General features: G+C 71.9%; 15 protein-coding genes and 1 rRNA gene. 5 read left to right on the forward strand and 11 right to left on the reverse strand.

The genetic code is table 11. The annotated features are described in order from the left end of the window. Positions 1–92 (forward strand): 5S ribosomal RNA (gene rrf, locus ACIP8Z_RS16645); the annotation flags it as partial. Between the two features lie 84 nt (positions 93–176). Here the strand turns inward: rrf and ACIP8Z_RS16650 are convergent. Genes ACIP8Z_RS16650 through ACIP8Z_RS16665 form a run of 4 tightly spaced genes read right to left on the reverse strand, consistent with a single transcriptional unit; the run spans position 177 to position 3,808 of the window. Continuing rightward, positions 177–845, reverse strand: coding sequence for a response regulator (locus ACIP8Z_RS16650; protein WP_402083889.1), 669 nt, complete (start codon positions 843–845; stop codon positions 177–179). Continuing rightward, a complete protein-coding gene (locus ACIP8Z_RS16655; protein ID WP_402083892.1) occupies positions 842–2,077 on the reverse strand; it encodes a sensor histidine kinase in 1,236 nt (411 codons plus the stop codon). Before ACIP8Z_RS16655 ends, ACIP8Z_RS16650 begins: the two co-directional genes overlap by 4 nt. 13 nt (positions 2,078–2,090) lie before the next feature. Further along, complete coding sequence (locus ACIP8Z_RS16660; RefSeq protein WP_402083894.1) at positions 2,091–2,909, reverse strand: ABC transporter permease; 819 nt, start codon at positions 2,907–2,909, stop codon at positions 2,091–2,093. After that, positions 2,906–3,808: an ABC transporter ATP-binding protein gene (locus tag ACIP8Z_RS16665; protein ID WP_402083896.1), complete on the reverse strand. Its 903-nt coding sequence runs from the start codon at positions 3,806–3,808 to the stop codon at positions 2,906–2,908. Before ACIP8Z_RS16665 ends, ACIP8Z_RS16660 begins: the two co-directional genes overlap by 4 nt. A gap of 135 nt (positions 3,809–3,943) precedes the next feature. Between ACIP8Z_RS16665 and ACIP8Z_RS16670 the strand changes: the two genes are divergently transcribed. After that, positions 3,944–4,501 carry a GNAT family N-acetyltransferase gene (locus ACIP8Z_RS16670; protein ID WP_402083899.1) on the forward strand — a complete coding sequence of 186 codons (558 nt, stop codon included), beginning with the start codon at positions 3,944–3,946 and terminating at the stop codon, positions 4,499–4,501. Positions 4,502–4,571: 70 nt separating this feature from the next. On the opposite strand, the gene ACIP8Z_RS16675 is transcribed toward ACIP8Z_RS16670, so the two are convergent. Continuing rightward, positions 4,572–4,928 carry an HGxxPAAW family protein gene (locus ACIP8Z_RS16675; protein WP_402083902.1) on the reverse strand — a complete coding sequence of 119 codons (357 nt, stop codon included), beginning with the start codon at positions 4,926–4,928 and terminating at the stop codon, positions 4,572–4,574. A gap of 97 nt (positions 4,929–5,025) precedes the next feature. Between ACIP8Z_RS16675 and ACIP8Z_RS16680 the strand changes: the two genes are divergently transcribed. Further along, a complete protein-coding gene (locus ACIP8Z_RS16680) occupies positions 5,026–5,505 on the forward strand; it encodes a MarR family transcriptional regulator (RefSeq protein WP_073911780.1) in 480 nt (159 codons plus the stop codon). 25 nt (positions 5,506–5,530) lie between these two features. Here the strand turns inward: ACIP8Z_RS16680 and ACIP8Z_RS16685 are convergent, their stop codons facing one another. From ACIP8Z_RS16685 to ACIP8Z_RS16710, 6 genes are all read right to left on the reverse strand, one after another. After that, positions 5,531–7,180 (reverse strand): type VI secretion protein, encoded by a 1,650-nt coding sequence (locus tag ACIP8Z_RS16685; protein ID WP_402083905.1) that lies wholly within the window; start codon positions 7,178–7,180, stop codon positions 5,531–5,533. Beyond that, entirely contained in the window at positions 7,181–8,581 is a 1,401-nt protein-coding gene (locus ACIP8Z_RS16690) for an ATP-binding protein (protein ID WP_402083908.1), read from the reverse strand. It lies immediately after the preceding gene. Between the two features lie 20 nt (positions 8,582–8,601). After that, positions 8,602–10,155 carry an SCO6880 family protein gene (locus tag ACIP8Z_RS16695; RefSeq protein WP_402083911.1) on the reverse strand — a complete coding sequence of 518 codons (1,554 nt, stop codon included), beginning with the start codon at positions 10,153–10,155 and terminating at the stop codon, positions 8,602–8,604. After that, positions 10,152–11,480 carry a hypothetical protein gene (locus ACIP8Z_RS16700; RefSeq protein ID WP_402083914.1) on the reverse strand — a complete coding sequence of 443 codons (1,329 nt, stop codon included), beginning with the start codon at positions 11,478–11,480 and terminating at the stop codon, positions 10,152–10,154. Before ACIP8Z_RS16700 ends, ACIP8Z_RS16695 begins: the two co-directional genes overlap by 4 nt. Then, complete coding sequence (locus tag ACIP8Z_RS16705; RefSeq protein ID WP_402083916.1) at positions 11,470–12,306, reverse strand: hypothetical protein; 837 nt, start codon at positions 12,304–12,306, stop codon at positions 11,470–11,472. The genes ACIP8Z_RS16700 and ACIP8Z_RS16705 overlap by 11 nt, the downstream gene beginning before the upstream one ends. Before the next feature lie 95 nt (positions 12,307–12,401). Then, a complete protein-coding gene (locus tag ACIP8Z_RS16710; RefSeq protein WP_017242359.1) occupies positions 12,402–12,710 on the reverse strand; it encodes a hypothetical protein in 309 nt (102 codons plus the stop codon). A gap of 324 nt (positions 12,711–13,034) precedes the next feature. Between ACIP8Z_RS16710 and ACIP8Z_RS16715 the strand changes: the two genes are divergently transcribed. Together ACIP8Z_RS16715 and ACIP8Z_RS16720 are read left to right on the forward strand one after the other, a co-directional pair. Next, positions 13,035–14,063 carry an NlpC/P60 family protein gene (locus ACIP8Z_RS16715; RefSeq protein WP_402085268.1) on the forward strand — a complete coding sequence of 343 codons (1,029 nt, stop codon included), beginning with the start codon at positions 13,035–13,037 and terminating at the stop codon, positions 14,061–14,063. Between the two features lie 266 nt (positions 14,064–14,329). Then, on the forward strand, positions 14,330–15,052 hold the full coding sequence (locus ACIP8Z_RS16720) for a phosphatase PAP2 family protein (RefSeq protein WP_402083919.1): 723 nt from the start codon (positions 14,330–14,332) through the stop codon (positions 15,050–15,052). Positions 15,053–15,140 lie beyond the last annotated feature (88 nt).

Raw genomic sequence — 15,140 nt, forward strand, 5'->3', positions numbered from 1 at the left:
CGCCCGGTTACATTCCGAACCCGGAAGCTAAGCCTTTCAGCGCCGATGGTACTGCAGGGGGGACCCTGTGGGAGAGTAGGACGCCGCCGAACAATCATTGTGGGAAAGCCCCGCACCTCATGGTGCGGGGCTTTTCTGCGTTTACGGGCCGGAACCCCTTTCGGGGCTCCCTCGGCTCAGGCCGGCGTGACCAGTTGGGTGTCGTACGCCAGGATCACCGCTTGGACGCGGTCGCGGGCGCCCGTCTTCGCGAGGATGCGGCCGACGTGGGTCTTCACCGTCGATTCCGCGAGGTGGAGGCGTTCGGCGATCTCGCTGTTCGTCCAGCCCTGGCCGATGACCGTGAGGATCTCGCGTTCCCGCTCCGTGAGGGAGCCGAGGCGCGGGTCCTCCGGGTGTGGGTCCGCCGTGGGGGACGTCGGCAGGTGGTGGATGTAGGCGTCCAGGAGGCGGCGGGTGAGGCTCGGGGCGACGACCGCGTCGCCGCTCGCCACCGCGCGGATCCCGGCGAGGAGTTCCTCCGGCCGGGCGTCCTTCACCAGGAAGCCGCTGGCGCCGGCGCGCAGGCCGTCGTACGCGTACTCGTCCAGGTCGAACGTGGTGACGATCAGGATGCGGGTGCGGGCTCCCGCGGCGACGATCCGGCGGGTGGCCTCGATGCCGTCGAGGCCCGGCATCCGGATGTCCATCAGGACGACGTCGGGGTGGTGGCGGTCGACCAGCCGGATCGCCTCGGTGCCGTTCGCGGCCTCGCCGACGACGGTCATGTCGTCCTGGCTCTCCAACAGCATGCGGAAGCCGAAGCGTTGCATCGGCTGGTCGTCCGCGATGAGAACGGTCGTCACGAGGGGGAGTCCTCCCGGGGAAGTCGGAGTCCGACGTGCCAGCCGCCGGTCGGCAGCGGGCCGGTGTCGAGTGTGCCGTCGTAGAGGGCCGCGCGCTCCCGCATCCCGGTAAGTCCCTGGCCCTGACCGGACGGTGGGGTCGGCGGGACGGCCGGGCCCGTGTTCGTGATCTCCGCCCGTACCTCCTGGGGAGAGTGGGTGAGGAGCACGGTCGCCTTCGCGCCCTCGCCCGCGTGCTTCAGGGCGTTCGTCAGGGCTTCCTGGACCACCCGGTAGACCGTCAGCTGGGCGCCCGGGGTGAGCGGGCGGTCGGGGGAGGTGCCGGCCCGGTCGAACCGTACCGGCAGGCCCGCCTTCCGTACGCCGGTGATCAGGGCGTCGAGGTCGGCCAGGGTGGGCTGGGGGTCGCGGGCCGCCTCCGGGGCGTCGTCGTGCAGGACGCCGAGGAGCCGGCGGAGTTCGGCGAGGGCCTCGCGGCTCGTCGTGCCGATGGCTTCGAGGGCCTGGGCGGCGCGCTCGGGGTTCTTCGCCGCCGCGTACCGGCCGCCGTCCGCGAGGCCCGTGATGACCGAGAGGTTGTGGCCGATGATGTCGTGCATCTCGCGGGCGATCCGGGTGCGTTCGGCCGCGGCCGCGAGCCGTACCTCCTGGTCGCGTTCGATCTCCAGGCGGCGGGCCCGGTCGACGAGGGCCGCCGTGTGGTCCATGCGGGAGCGGACCGCGATGCCGAGGAGTGCGACGAGCGCGTACGTCCACAGGGTGGGGACGACGTGCTGGTCCCAGCTTCCCCGGGGGAAGCGGACCGCCCCCGTGAGGAGGGGCGGCAGGAGCAGGGCGGAGGACCACAGGAGGGCGCGGGGCGGGCGGGTGAGGGCGATGTGGAAGAGCGGGATCAGCTGGAGGTAGCCGGCCTGGAGGAAGGCGCCCGAGGCGGCGCTGACCAGCGCCGCGCAGGCCATCACGGCGAGGACGGCCAGGGGGTTCCGGCGGCGTCGGTACAGCGGGAGGGAGAGGCCGAGGCTCAGGGTGACCACGAGCCAGGTGGGGACGGACGGGTCGGGGGCGGTGTTCCGCCAGCCGCCCGACGCGTCCACCAGTGTCGCGGCCGTCCAGAAGAGCGTCAGCGTGGAGTCCCACAACCAGGGTCGGCGGGTGTCGGACGCCCGGGCCCGCGCGAGCAGTCGCTGGAGGGAGCGGCTGAGGCCCGTCGTCGCGGTCGCTTCCGTGGTCACTCGGTCATCATCCTCATACGTCCCGGCGCTTGAGCAACAGTGCGGGGACCGCGAGTGTCGCGGCCGCCCAGAGGAGCAGGGCGAGGAGGCCGGCGCCGGGGGACGCCGCGCCCGGGAGCGGGGTGGCAGAGCCGAGGGCGCCGGCGGCCTGGGTGGGGAAGTACCGGACGGCCGTCTCCATGACCTCGTACGGGAGCATCCCGAGGACCTCGGGCAGGATCATCACGCCGCCGACGAAGGCGCCGATCGCGCCGGGTACGGAACGAAGGGTCGCGCCGAGGCCGAGGGCGATCAGGCCGAGGAGGGTGATGCCGGCGGCGTTGCCCGCGAGGGCGGCGAGGACGCCGTCGTCGGTGAGGGAGGCTGCCTGGTCGGTGTCGGAGAGGAAGACCTGCGCGGTGAGGAAGGTCAGCAGGTTGGTGACGAGGGTGAGGGTGAGGACGGTGCCGGTGTAGACGGCGGCCTTCGCCCCCAGGACGGGGAGGCGGCTGGGGACGGCGGTGAGGGTGGCGCGGATCATGCCCGTCGCGTACTCGCCGGCCGTGACCAGGATGCCGAGGACGGCGAGGGCGATGGCGCCGAGCTGGCTGCCGTAGAGGGTGAGGATGACGGTGTCGACGTCGGAGTCGCCGCCGTCGGAGGTGTAGGTGGCGCCCATGAGGATGCCGATGCCGAGGACGAGCGCCGTGGCGGTGAGGACGGTGATCCAGGTCGAGCGGACGGTCCACAGTTTGTGCCACTCGGAGCGGAGTACGCGCGGGTGGGTGAGGCGCGCGGTCACGGTCGGGGCGGTGGCCGGGGTGACGGTCCGGGGGATGGTCGGGGTGGTCATGCGGGGGCTCCCTGGTATTCGACGGAATCGTGGGTGAGGGCCATGAACGCCTGTTCCAGGGAGGCGGCCTGGGGGGTGAGTTCATGGAGGGGGAGGCCGTGGGCGGCGGCCGTGCGGCCGATCTCCGGTGCGTCCGGGCCGGTGACGAGGAGGGTGTCGGGGGCCTCCAGGGTGATGGCGGCGCCGAGGAGGAGGTTCCGCAGCCGGTCGGCCTCCGGGGTGACGACCTTGACGGTGGCGCCGCCGGAGGTGCGGACGAGTTCGTCGACGGTGGTGTCGGCGAGGAGCCGGCCCTTGCCGATGACGATGAGGTGCTCGGCGGTGAGGGCCATCTCGCTCATCAGGTGGGAGGAGACCAGGACGGTGCGGCCCTCGGCGGCGAGGGACTTGAGGAGGGTGCGGATCCAGAGCACGCCCTCGGGGTCGAGCCCGTTGACCGGTTCGTCGAGGACGACGGTGGCCGGGTCGCCGAGGAGGGCGGCGGCGATGCCGAGGCGCTGGCCCATGCCGAGGGAGAAGCCCTTCACGCGCTTGTCGGCGACATGGGTGAGGCCGGTGACGGCGAGGACCCGGTCGACGCGGGAGCGCGGGATGCCGTGGGTGAGGGCGAGGGCCGTGAGGTGGTGGCGGGCGGAGCGGCCGGGGTGCACGGAGCGGGCTTCGAGGAGGGCGCCGACGCGGGTGAGCGGGGCGCCGTGCCGGGCGTAGGGGCGGCCGTCGACGGTGGCGTGGCCGCGGGTGGGGGCGTCGAGGCCGAGGATCATGCGGAGGGTGGTGGACTTTCCGGCGCCGTTGGGGCCGAGGAAGCCGGTGACGGCGCCCGGTCGGACGGTGAAGCTGAGGTCCCGGACGACGGTGGTGTCCCCGTACCGCTTGGTGAGGTTCTCTGCTCGGATCATGCTGACGACGCTAGGGAGCCGACGGCGGGCGTTCGTCCGACCTGGGGCGGGAGGTGGGGCGTGGGCGTAGTACCGGGGTACGACGGAGACGAAAAGCCCTTGTCAGTCGGGTGCGGGCGTCGGAGGATCGGGCCCATGGACTTTTCGATACGTGTCATCCGCGCCGACGAGTGGGAGCAGACCCGCGAGATCCGCCTGGCGGCGCTCCGGGACCCGGTCGCTCATCTCGCGTTCCTCGACACGTACGAGGACGCCGTGCGGCGCCCGGACTCGTTCTGGCAGGAGCGTGCCGAGGGGGCGTCCGAGACGGGTGACGGGAAGGTGCGGCAGTTCGTGGCCGAGGCCCCGGACGGGAGTTGGGTCGGCACGATCTCGCTCCTGGTGGAGCGGCCGTCGGGCGAGGTGCGCTTCGGGGGGCCGGCGAAGGTCGACCAGACGCACATCGTGGGTGTCTATGTACGGCCCGAGGCGCGGGGGACGGGTGTGATCGACGCGCTGTTCCGTGCGGGCGTCGAGTGGTCCTGGTCGCTTGAGGAGCCGGTCGAGCGGGTGCGGCTCTACGTCCACGAGGACAACGCGCGGGCCGCGGCCTTCTACCGCCGCTTCGGCTTCGTGGCGACGGGGGACCGGGCGCCCGTCCCGGGGCACGACACGGCGACGGAGATCGAGTACGAGGTGCGGCGGGCTTCGTAGGTCGTCGGTGGTGGGGCCGGGATCACGGTGGGGATCAGGGCCGGGACCACGGCGGGGGCCAGCGTCGGGATCAGGGGCGGGCGGGGGCCGGTTCGGGACGCGGCCGCGTCCGGGCGGTGGCCGTGTCGGTGCGGCCCGCGAGGCGGCAGCCGAGGCAGTCGGGGTGGCCGTGGCGGGCACCGGCGTCGCGGACGCGCCAGTCCCACTGGTCGGCCGGGCGGGGGCCGGAGGGCTTGCCCCAGCCGGCCAGGTGGAGGGCCCAGGTCACGGCGGCGGCGAGGACGGTCAGTGCCGCGCCGAGCCACAGGGCCGAGGTGCGGTCCAGGCAGATTCCGGCTCCGGCGACGGCGGAGCCCAGTCCGGCGAGGGCGGTTCCGGTCCAGCCGGCCAGGGTGTGGCCGAGGTCGACGTCGCCGTGGGCGCTCATGGATGCTCCTGTGGGGTGTCGGGGCAGGCAGGATGAAGGCATCGGTGAGACGGTTTATCTCACGAGCTAAGTAACTTAGATGCTAAGGAGTCCCTGCGTGGAGGGCAAGAGCCGTCCCCCGGCCACCGTCGGCGAGGCGATCCATCGGATGGACGCGTACGTGGCCCTGGGCCTCATCGGCCAGCAGGAGGTCGCCCAGGCCCTCGGCCTCAACGTGACCGACCTGACCTGTCTCGGGCACGTGCTCGGCGCCGGCGAGGACCCGCTGTCGGCCGGGGACCTGGCGGAGCGCGCCAACCTCACCACGGGGGCCGTGACCGGTGTGCTCAACCGGCTGGAGAAGGCCGGCTACGCCCGCCGGGCCCCGGACCCGGCCGACCGGCGGCGGGTGCGCGTGGTCGCGGACCCGGACGCGGCCGCACGGGTCGTCGCGCTGTACCAGCCGTTCTACGCCCGACTTGAGGAGGTCTTCGCCCGGTACACCCCGGAGGAGACCGCGGTCATCGCCGACTGGTTCACCCATGCCGCCGAGGCCGCCCGCGCCCACCTGCACTCCCTGCGCGGCCGCGCCCTCTGACCCGGGAGGGGCGGGGCCGGGGCTCTCAGTGGCTCAGGGAGGTTTCCGGCCATCTGGTGCGGGCCTGTTCCGGTGAGCGCATCAGTGCCAGCGTCGGGAGGCCCAGGGTGTGGCCGGTGGTGAGGAGCTCCGGGAGCTGGGGGAGCGGGGCCACGGCGGCGACGTCGTCCAGGACGAGGGTCATTGGTGGGTCGAGCCGACCGTCGGATGACCGTGCGGCCATGCGGCGGCCGTGCTCGACCACGCTTGCGGCGAGCGCCGTCAGGAGCGGCATCGCGCCGGGGTGGGTGCGGGGATCCTCGATCGGTTCCCCCACCACGTAGAGGGTGCCCCCTTCGGGGAGGAAAGATGCCAGCGCCAGCGAATCCGTTCGATTCGGGGTGCAGGCCTCCCGGATGTGGACCGAGGAGAGCGACGCCAGCGCACGGGCCGTCAGTTCCTGTGCCATGCGGCGGCTTTCCGGGTGCGCGGTGAGCGCCGATTCGAGCAGTCCCGCGTGGCCGGAGGCCGCCTTCGGGTGGCTGCGGAGGATCCGTACCGGTTCGTGGGCGCCCGTGCCCTGCGCCCAGCGGTGGACCTGGCGGAACGGGCGTCCGTCCACGGCGGCGGCGTGCAGCCAGCAGCGCAGGAGCGTTTCCGCGGTGTCGGCGGTGGCCGCGTCGAGGCGGGAATGCGGGCGTACGGGGGCGAGGAGGGCGACCGCCCGTTCCGCGGCCACGGCCGGGTCCTCGCAGCGCTCGGACGGCGACCAGTGGAGTCGCGCGGGCGTGTCGCACAGGTGGCCGGGGTCGTGGACGAGGACCGGGCCGAGTTTGCCGCGCGCGTCCTTGGTCGCGGCCCAGAGGGCGGGGTCGGAGGTGACGACCAGGACAGGGCCCTCGGCGTCCTGGACGGCCTGGACGGCTGCGGGGAGGCGGGCGTCCGGGGGGCCGTAGAACGTACGGGTCGCCTGACCGGCGGCAGCGGCAGCGGTACCGGAGACGGGGTGCGGAGCGGGAACGGGCGAGGTCACGAGGGGCGCCGGTACGACCGGTGTGCCCGCCCCCGTGCCCGCGGAAGCGGACGTCGGTTCGGCGGGTGCCGGGACGACGGGCATCGCCGCCGTGGCCGTCGGCGCGGGGGACGGGGTGGCGGGCGTCGCACCGACGGGCGCCGGGACCCCCGGGCCCGGTGACGTCGCAGGGGCGGGAGGGACCGCCGGGGCGGACGCCGCGGGGGTCTCCGTCCGGGGCGGTATGACCTGAGCGGCCTCGGCGGGGGACGCCGGAGCCCGGTCCTCCCGTACCGGAGCCGGGGGGACGTGCCCGTACGCCCCCGCCTTCCTGTTGGCGCGCACCGCACGCCAGCGGGCCAGGGTGCCCAGCGCGAAGACCGCGAGGACGAAGAGGATCATCGCCTCGCCGATCAGCAGGCCCCAGAACAGGCCGTAGCCGGAGAGCTGGCCCGGCGGGGTGGCCGGCCAGGCCGCCGCGAGGTCCGTCGGGGCCGTGGCCAGGGAGCGCAGGGCCGAGGGCGTGCCCATGAAGGCGACGCCCCGCGGCCAGGCGCCGTGGGAGAACAGACCGGCCAGGCCGGTCGCCGTCCACACCAGGACCGTGAGGCACAGAAGGAGGCCGAACAGGCTGAGCAACAGCCCGTCGGAGACCCCTCCCCCGCCCTTCCGTGCCTCTTCCATCTATGCCACCGTCGACTGCGAAGTGCCGTTCATCTGCTGCTCGATGAGGATCGCGCGCTGCTCCGTCTCCCATTCGAGGTCCGGGTCTCCCGACGGGGCCGAGGCCTCCGTCATGGCGCGGTCCGTGTAGACCAGCGGGCGTTCTCGTTCGGTGATGAGGTGTTTGACCACCTGCACATTGCCGTTGACGTCCCAGACCGCGATGCCGGGGGTGAGGGTCGGGATGATCTCGACCGCCCAGCGGGGCAGTCCGAGGACCCGGCCCGTGTTGCGTGCCTCGTCGGCCTTCTGGGCGTAGATGGTCCGGGTGGACGCCATCTTGAGGATCGCCGCGGCCTCCTTCGCCGCCGCTCCGTCGACGACGTCGGAGAGGTGGTGGACGACGGCGACGAAGGACAGGCCGAGGCGGCGGCCGAACTTGAGCAGCCGCTGGAACAGCTGCGCCACGAACGGGCTGTTGATGATGTGCCAGGCCTCCTCGACGAGGAAGATGCGCTTCTTCCGGTCGGGGCGGATCCAGGTGTGCTCCAGCCAGACGCCGACGATCGCCATGAGGATCGGCATGGCGATGGAGTTGCGGTCGATGTGGGAGAGGTCGAAGACGATCAGGGGCGCGTCGAGGTCGATGCCGACGGTCGTCGGGCCGTCGAACATGCCCCGGAGGTCACCGTCGACCAGCCGGTCCAGGACGAGGGCGACGTCCAGGCCCCAGGCCCGTACATCGTCTATGTCGACGTTCATCGCCTCGGCGGATTCCGCCTCGGGGTGCCGGAGCCGCTCCACGATGTCGGTGAGGATCGGCTGGCGGTGGGTGGTGTGCTCGACGACGTACGCGTGGGCGACCTTGAGCGCGAAGCCGGAGCGCTCGTCGAGGCCGTGGCCCATCGCCACCTCGATGATCGTCCGGAGCAGGGCGAGCTGGCCGGTCGTGGTGATCGACGGGTCGAGCGGGTTGAGGCGGATCCCGGAGTCGTTGGCGACCATGGGGTCCAGGCGGATGGGGGTTATCCCCAGCTCCTGCGCGATGAGGTTCCATTCGCCGACGCCGTCCTCGCCCTGGGCGTCGAGGACGACGACCTGCCGGTCGCGGAAGCGGAGCTGGCGGAGCACGTACGTCTTCTCCAGCGCCGACTTGCCGTTGCCGGACTCGCCGAGGACCAGCCAGTGCGGGGCGGGGAGCTGCTGCCCGTACAGCTGGAAGGGGTCGTAGATGTACCCCTTGCCGCTGTAGACCTCGCGGCCGATGATGACGCCGGAGTCGCCGAGGCCGGGGGCGGCGGTCGGCAGGTAGACGGCCTGGGCCTGCCCGGTGGAGGTGCGGACGGGCAGACGGGTCGTCTCCACCTTGCCGAAGAGGAAGGCGGTGAAGGCGTCGGTGAGGACGGACAGCGGATCTCGCATGGGTCTGTGCCCCTTCGGCCCTAGCGGCGGATGCCGGTCGCGAACGGCAAGGTGTTCACAAAGGCCCGGTGGTGCTCGCGGTCGCACCACTCCAGCTTCAGATACGACTTGCCGGCGGAGGCCCTGATCGTGCGCTTGTCCCGGGCCAGGGCCTCGGGTGAACGCGACGACACCGTGATGTACCCGACGAGGTTCACTCCGGCCGCGCCACTGGCGAGATCTTCACCCCGCTGGTCGAGCCGGCCGTGGGCGGCGATGTCGCGCGGGTCGACGGTGCGGTTCATCTTGGCGGCGCGGCTGGCGTCGGCCTCGTCGTTGGTCTTCTCGGTGAGCATCCGCTCGATGGCGACCTCGGTGGGCTCGAGATCCATGGTCACGGCGACCGTACGGATCACGTCCGGGGTGTGGACGAGCAGCGGGGCGAGGAAGTTGACGCCGACGGGGGTCATGGGCCACTCCTTCACCCAGGCGGTGGCGTGGCACCAGGGGGCGCGGGTGGAGGACTCGCGGGTCTTTGCCTGGAGGTACGTCGGCTCCATCGCGTCCAGTTCGGCGGGCCAAGCGTTTCGTTTCGTCATGGCCTGGATGTGGTCGATGGGGTGGTCCGGGTCGTACATGGAGTGCACGAGGGAGGCGAGCCGGGACTGGCCGAGGGGCTGGCGGACGCGGATGTCGGCCTCGGCGAGGCGGGCGCAGATGTCGGTGAGCTCGCGGGCCATGACGACGGCGAGGCCGGCGTCGCGGTCGAGCTTGCGGGCGCCGGAGGCGTGCTTGGCGGCGCGGGCCATGGCGTTGGCCTCGGCGGCGAGTTCGCGGGTGTAGTGCATGCAGGCGACGAGGTAGGCGCGGTGCTGCTCGCTGGAGGTGGAGACCATCGACTGGAGCTGGTCGTACGACTCCATGAGCCAGGTCGGCGCGTTCGGGTCGCCGCGCTGGCCGACGTCCTTGGCGTGGGCGTCCGGGTCGGCGGGGAGGGTGCGGGCCAGCATCTGGAGGCGGGTCACGAAGCCGTCGCCGTTGGCGACGTGCTTGAGGAGGGTGCCGAAGCGGTCGACCAGGGCCTCCTGGTCCTCGCTGTCGCGCAGGCCGACGCCGGGGCCCTCGATCTCGATGGCGGCGGTGACGGTGCGGCGGTCGGCGTGCAGGAGGACGGCGATCTCGTCGGGGCCGAAGGGGGCGGCGAGCCAGCCGACGCGGCCGATGCCGGGCGGCGGGCCGACCTCGACCTCGCGGCCGTCGAGGTGGGTGCCGGCCTCGGTGACGACGGAGCGGTAGGCCGTGCCGCGCTTGAGCATCCGCTTGTAGCTGCGGTTGATCTCGAACCACTTGTAGAACGTGCGGTGCTTGTACGGGAGGTACACGGCGGCGATCGCGAGCATCGGGAGGCCGGCGAGGAGCGCGATCCGCAGGGGGAGGAGGGGGACGAGGAGTCCGCTCACCATGCCGAGGAAGGCGCCGACGATGATCAGGGCGATCTCGCCCGTCTCGCGGTTCTTGCCGACGATCGCGTTCGGCCGGGCCCGGCCCACGAGATACGTACGGCGGGGCGCGACCGGCTGGGACTGGGTCGTCAACGCCCTGCACCTCCAGAGTTCTTGCGGCTGCTGTGCGGGGTTCCCGCGGTGGGACTGCTGCTGCGGGGCGGGGGCGGGGGAGTCGCGCCGCCGCCACCGCTTCCGCCGCGGCTGCTGTGGGCGGCCATGCCGCCGGACACGGGGTTGGCGGGGCGGGCGGGCTGGGCGCCCTGGCCGCCGCCGCCGTCGCCGCGGGAGCTGTGGGTCTTGATGCCCTGGGAGACCAGGGAGGCGGGGGAGGAGATGACGGCGGCGGCCGCGTTCTCCCCGGCGCGGTGGAGGCGGTTGTTGCGGGAGGCGGCGATCTCATCGCCGAAGCCGGGGACGAAGCGGTAGATCATCGCGGAGGCGAAGATCGCGAGCAGGATGATCGCGAGGCCGGAGACGACGGCGGAGAACGAGTCGGGTCCGGTGCCGGAGGAGAGCGCGCCGGCCAGGCCGAGGACGATGACGATGATCGGCTTGACCAGGATGATCGCGATCATGATGCCGGCCCAGCGGCGGACGTGGCCCCACATGTTCTTGTCGACGAGGCCGGAGTAGACGACGACGCCGAGGAGGGCGCCGACGTACAGCATGACGGCGCGGAGGAAGAGCTCCAGGTAGAGCACGCCGGCGGCGATGACGGTCACCAGGGACACGATGATCAGCATGATGGGGCCGCCACCGATGCTGTCGCCCTTCTGGAGGGCCTCCTTGAAGCTGCCGAAGAAGATGTCGGTCTGCTGGCCGGTGCCGGAGGCGATGACCTCGGTGACGGCGTCGGTGGCGTTGACGACGGTGTAGAGGATCAGGGGGGTGAAGGCGGAGGCGAGGACCGTCAGCCAGAGGAAGCCGATGGCTTCGGAGAGCGCGGTGGTGAGGGGGACGCCGCGGACGGCGCGCTTGGCGACGGCGAGGAGCCAGAGGAGGAGGGTGAGGACGGTGGAGGCGGCGAAGACGATGGCGTACCGGCCGAGGAACTCCGTGTTGGTGAAGTCGACGTCGGCGGTTTCTTTGACGGCCTTGGAGAGGTAGTCGATGGTGGCGATGGCGGCGTCGGAGAAGCCGCGGGCGAGGGACTTGAGGGGGTCCTGCTCGTTGTTGGTCTCGGGGAGCGGCACCGTGCCACCACCGGGCTGACTCCGCTCGCAGAGCGTCCTGGCTTCTCCCACCAGGAATCTGCACTCGCTGTTGCCCGCGCTCGTGCTCGGGGAGGGCGTGGGCGTCGAAGGCGTCGGTGTGGGAGCGGCCTGGGCGGCCGATGCGAGCAGGAGTGGCAGGAAGAGGAACACGGCCACGATCGCGGTCGCCGCGCGTACGGGGAGGCTTCGCTCAGCGGGCATAGGTGAACCCTCCGTATCCCTCGACCGCTTCGGCGATCTCGTCGGCCATGGAGGCACGGTTGTCGCCGTTGACCGGGGTGGGCCCCTCGCGCTGGTCGAGGGATTCGAGGCGCCAGTCGCCCCCGACCCACGTGAGTTTCTCCGTGATGGTGAACCACGTGGAAGTGACGGGCTTGGTCGAGCCCGTGCCTGCGAGGCCACCAAGGCTGGTGCACCAGACCTCGACCGTCGCGGAGTTCTCCGTGTAGTCCAGGACCCTCGCGCCGATAGGGATGGTGCGTGCCACCAGGGTCATGCCGGAGGGGGCGGTTCCGTCCTTGTTGAGTCCTGCGCTGGCCATGAGATCGGCTGTGTAGGAGGCGTCGAACTTCCTGAGGAAGTCGTCCACGACCGCCGGGGCGTGGACGGTGCGTACGATCTCCCGGCGCCGGTCGGCGTTGAACATGTCGACCGAACCCAGCGCCACCGCGTAATTCGTAGCCGCGCTCTGCGCCCCCTGCTCGTCCTGCGCGTAGCCCGTGGGGATCTGGCCGTTCTTGCCGGTGACCGGGCGGACGCCCGTCGCCGCTGTGGGGGCCGTTCGGCCGGGGGTGTCGGAGGAGGGGCCCGCCGCGTCCGCCGGGTCGCCGCCGCCGCGGTTGGCGAAGGCGATGGCCGCGACGAGGAGGACCACCACGCCGACGACCGTGATGAGGGAGCGGGAGCTGCGGACGGGGCGGCGGGCGCCGCCGTACACGTCGCCGCTGTTGCCTTCGGGCAGGCGGGTCCGGGTCTGGCCCGAGCCGCCCACGCCGCCGAAGCTGTCGTGCTCGTCACCGGGACTCATGCCGGGAACGCCCCCTCACTGGTTCGCGGTACGGGCAGTACGTCGTGCTGGACATCTGGGGAACGCATTCTCAGGGGGTGGTGTCCGACGGGGGGTCAGACCGCCATCCCGTACACGATGGTGAACAGCGTCCCCAGGGATCCGATGATGAAGACGCCGGTCAGGCCGGCCACGATGAGCCCCTTGCCCTGTTCCGCGCTGAACGTGTCGCGGAGGGCGGTCGCGCCGATGCGCTGCTTGGCCGCTCCCCAGATGGCGATGCCGAGGCAGAGCAGGATGGCCACGGCCATCACCACCTCGATCATGATCTTGGCCTCGGCGCCCAGGCTGCCGAAGGGGCCCCAGTTCGGGGCGATTCCACCGATGATGGTGGTGATGTCGCCTTTTTCTGCCGCCAGGTACATGTAACTCACCGCCCCTGTATGGGTAGTTAGTCGCCCCTGCCGGACGGCATGGGTCATCGCCCTATCTTCGCTGATGAAACCGCCCGCGTGTGACGGCTTGGCGGCTCTCTTTACCCGATCCCCGCACATCTGACCGACTTGACCGTCTTGACCTGCGACGGTCTGGCCGGTTTCTATGCAAAGAAGCGTATGGTCACTCTGTGTATCACGGAGAGTGACTCCGGGCAATGATTGTCGTTGTTGCACTCTTGGGGCGGTGTCGGCGGCCCACCGCCTAGACTCGTTCCCGGGGGCGTACTGCCATGAGCCGAGGGGTGGTTGACGGTGCGTAGGGCCGGCAAGGCGTGGCTGGTGGCCGGTGGGGCCTTCGGGGTCTGTCTGAGCTTCGTCGCGCTGCTCGTCGTCGGTACGTACTCGGCGGCGGCGGGTCTCGCCGGCGGTGCGGGCAGCAGTGCGAACGGCACCGTGGCGCTCGCCAAGGGCGCGGTCCCGGCGCTCTACCAGGGGCTCGTGCAGCGGTGGGGGAACCTCTGCCCCGCCATCAACCCGGCCCTGCTCGCCGCCCAGCTCTACCAGGAGAGCGGCTGGAACCCGCGGGCCGTCTCCTCGGCCGACGCGCGGGGCATCGCCCAGTTCATCCCCGGCACGTGGGCCGGTCACGGGGTGGACGGCGACGGGGACGGCGACCGGGACATCTGGGACCCCAAGGACGCGATCCCCTCGGCCGCCTCGTACGACTGCGAGCTGGCCGGCTATGTGAAGAACGTGCCCGGGGACCCGGCGAGCAACATGCTGGCCGCGTACAACGCGGGCGCGTACCGGGTGATCAAGCACGGCGGGGTGCCGCCCATCAGCGAGACCCGGAACTACGTGCGCATCATCAAGTCCCTGGAGAAGAGCTTCGCCCGGCCCGTCGGCCGTGTCGATCCCTCCCGGCAGGCGGCCAGTGCGATCCACTACGCGCAGGAGAAGCTCGGCACGCCGTACCTCTGGGGCGGTACGGGCACGGCCGCGCAGGACGGCCGGTTCGACTGCTCGGGTCTCACCCAGGCCGCGTACGAGAGTGTCGGCATCCGGCTGCCGCGCGTGGCCAACGACCAGTACAACGCCGGGCCGCACCCCTCGCGCGAGGAGCTGCTCCCCGGGGACCTGGTCTTCTTCTCCGACGACCTGACCAACTCGCGGGCCATCCGGCACGTCGGCATCTACGTCGGCGGCGGGTACATGATCGACGCGCCGCGCACCGGGGCGGTGATCCGTTTCGACCGGATCGACACCCCGGACTACTTCGGTGCGACCCGGGTCACCGCGGAGGGCGCGGCGGCGCTGCCCACTCATCTCCCGCAGGCCTGAGCCGAGCAGACGGGCCGTCGGCTCCGCAGGCCTGAGCGGAGCAGACGGGCCGTCGGCCGGCGCGCGCCTTCGGGCCGTACCGGACATGGCCGGAACTCTCCGTCATGCACAGGCCCTGAGCTGCGGTGAACCGTCACTCTTCGATAACGTCATCATGATCCACCGGAGAGATCGGAACGTGCGCCTCAGGCGGTTCGTTCCTTGGTCCGACCGCTCTGACCACGGGGGTTGGAAAACACAGACACGAGAGCAAGGGGCCTCAGCAGATGGCTGGACTCGCATCGGACGGTTCGAACCCCGATGTCAGCCTGCTCTACGACATCAACGGGCTGGCCAAGGCCGCCCCGCCGTGGTTCGACCGCGTCATGGAGTTCGTCGGCGAGTACGGGATCATGCTCGCGATGGCCCTCGTCGTGCTGTGGTGCTGGTGGGGCGTGCGCCGCCGCGGCACCCTGGCCGACTCCGTCTCGGCCGTCGCCGGGCTCGTCTGGGCCCCGCTGGCCGCCGGTATCGCCCTCCTGGTGAACATCCCCATCCGCGGCTTCGTCGAGCGTCCCCGGCCCTTCAGGGACCATCAGGGACTTGAGGTCCTCGTCGCCGGGAAGACCGACTTCTCCTTCGTCAGCGACCACGCCACGCTGGCGATGGCCCTCGCTGTCGGAGTCTTCGTCGCCCACCGCAGGTTCGGTCTCGTCGCGATCGGCCTGGCCCTCGCCGAGGGCTTCGCGCGGGTCTACATGGGGGTCCACTACCCGACCGACGTGATCGGCGGCCTCGCCCTCGGTACGGCGGTGGCGCTCCTCCTGGCCCCGCTCGCCCTCGCCCTGCTCACCCCGGTGATGTCCGCCGTCGCCCGCTCGGGCCGCTGCGCGGCGCTGGTCCGCTCCCGCCGGGCCGCGCCGGCCCGGCACCCGGAGGCGGTCGGCATCCCCGAGCCCCGCGTCGGGGGCCCGGCCTCCGGCCCCGGCCGCAACGACCTCGCCGCCTAGCCCTCTGTGCCCTCCGCGGTGCGGAGGTGGTCCGCCGCGTCCGTGCGGGCCCGGTCGCGGGATCTTCGGGCCGGTCCCGTCCAGCCGC

This window comes from Streptomyces sp. NPDC088553, assembly GCF_044752965.1.
Lineage (GTDB): Bacteria > Actinomycetota > Actinomycetes > Streptomycetales > Streptomycetaceae > Streptomyces.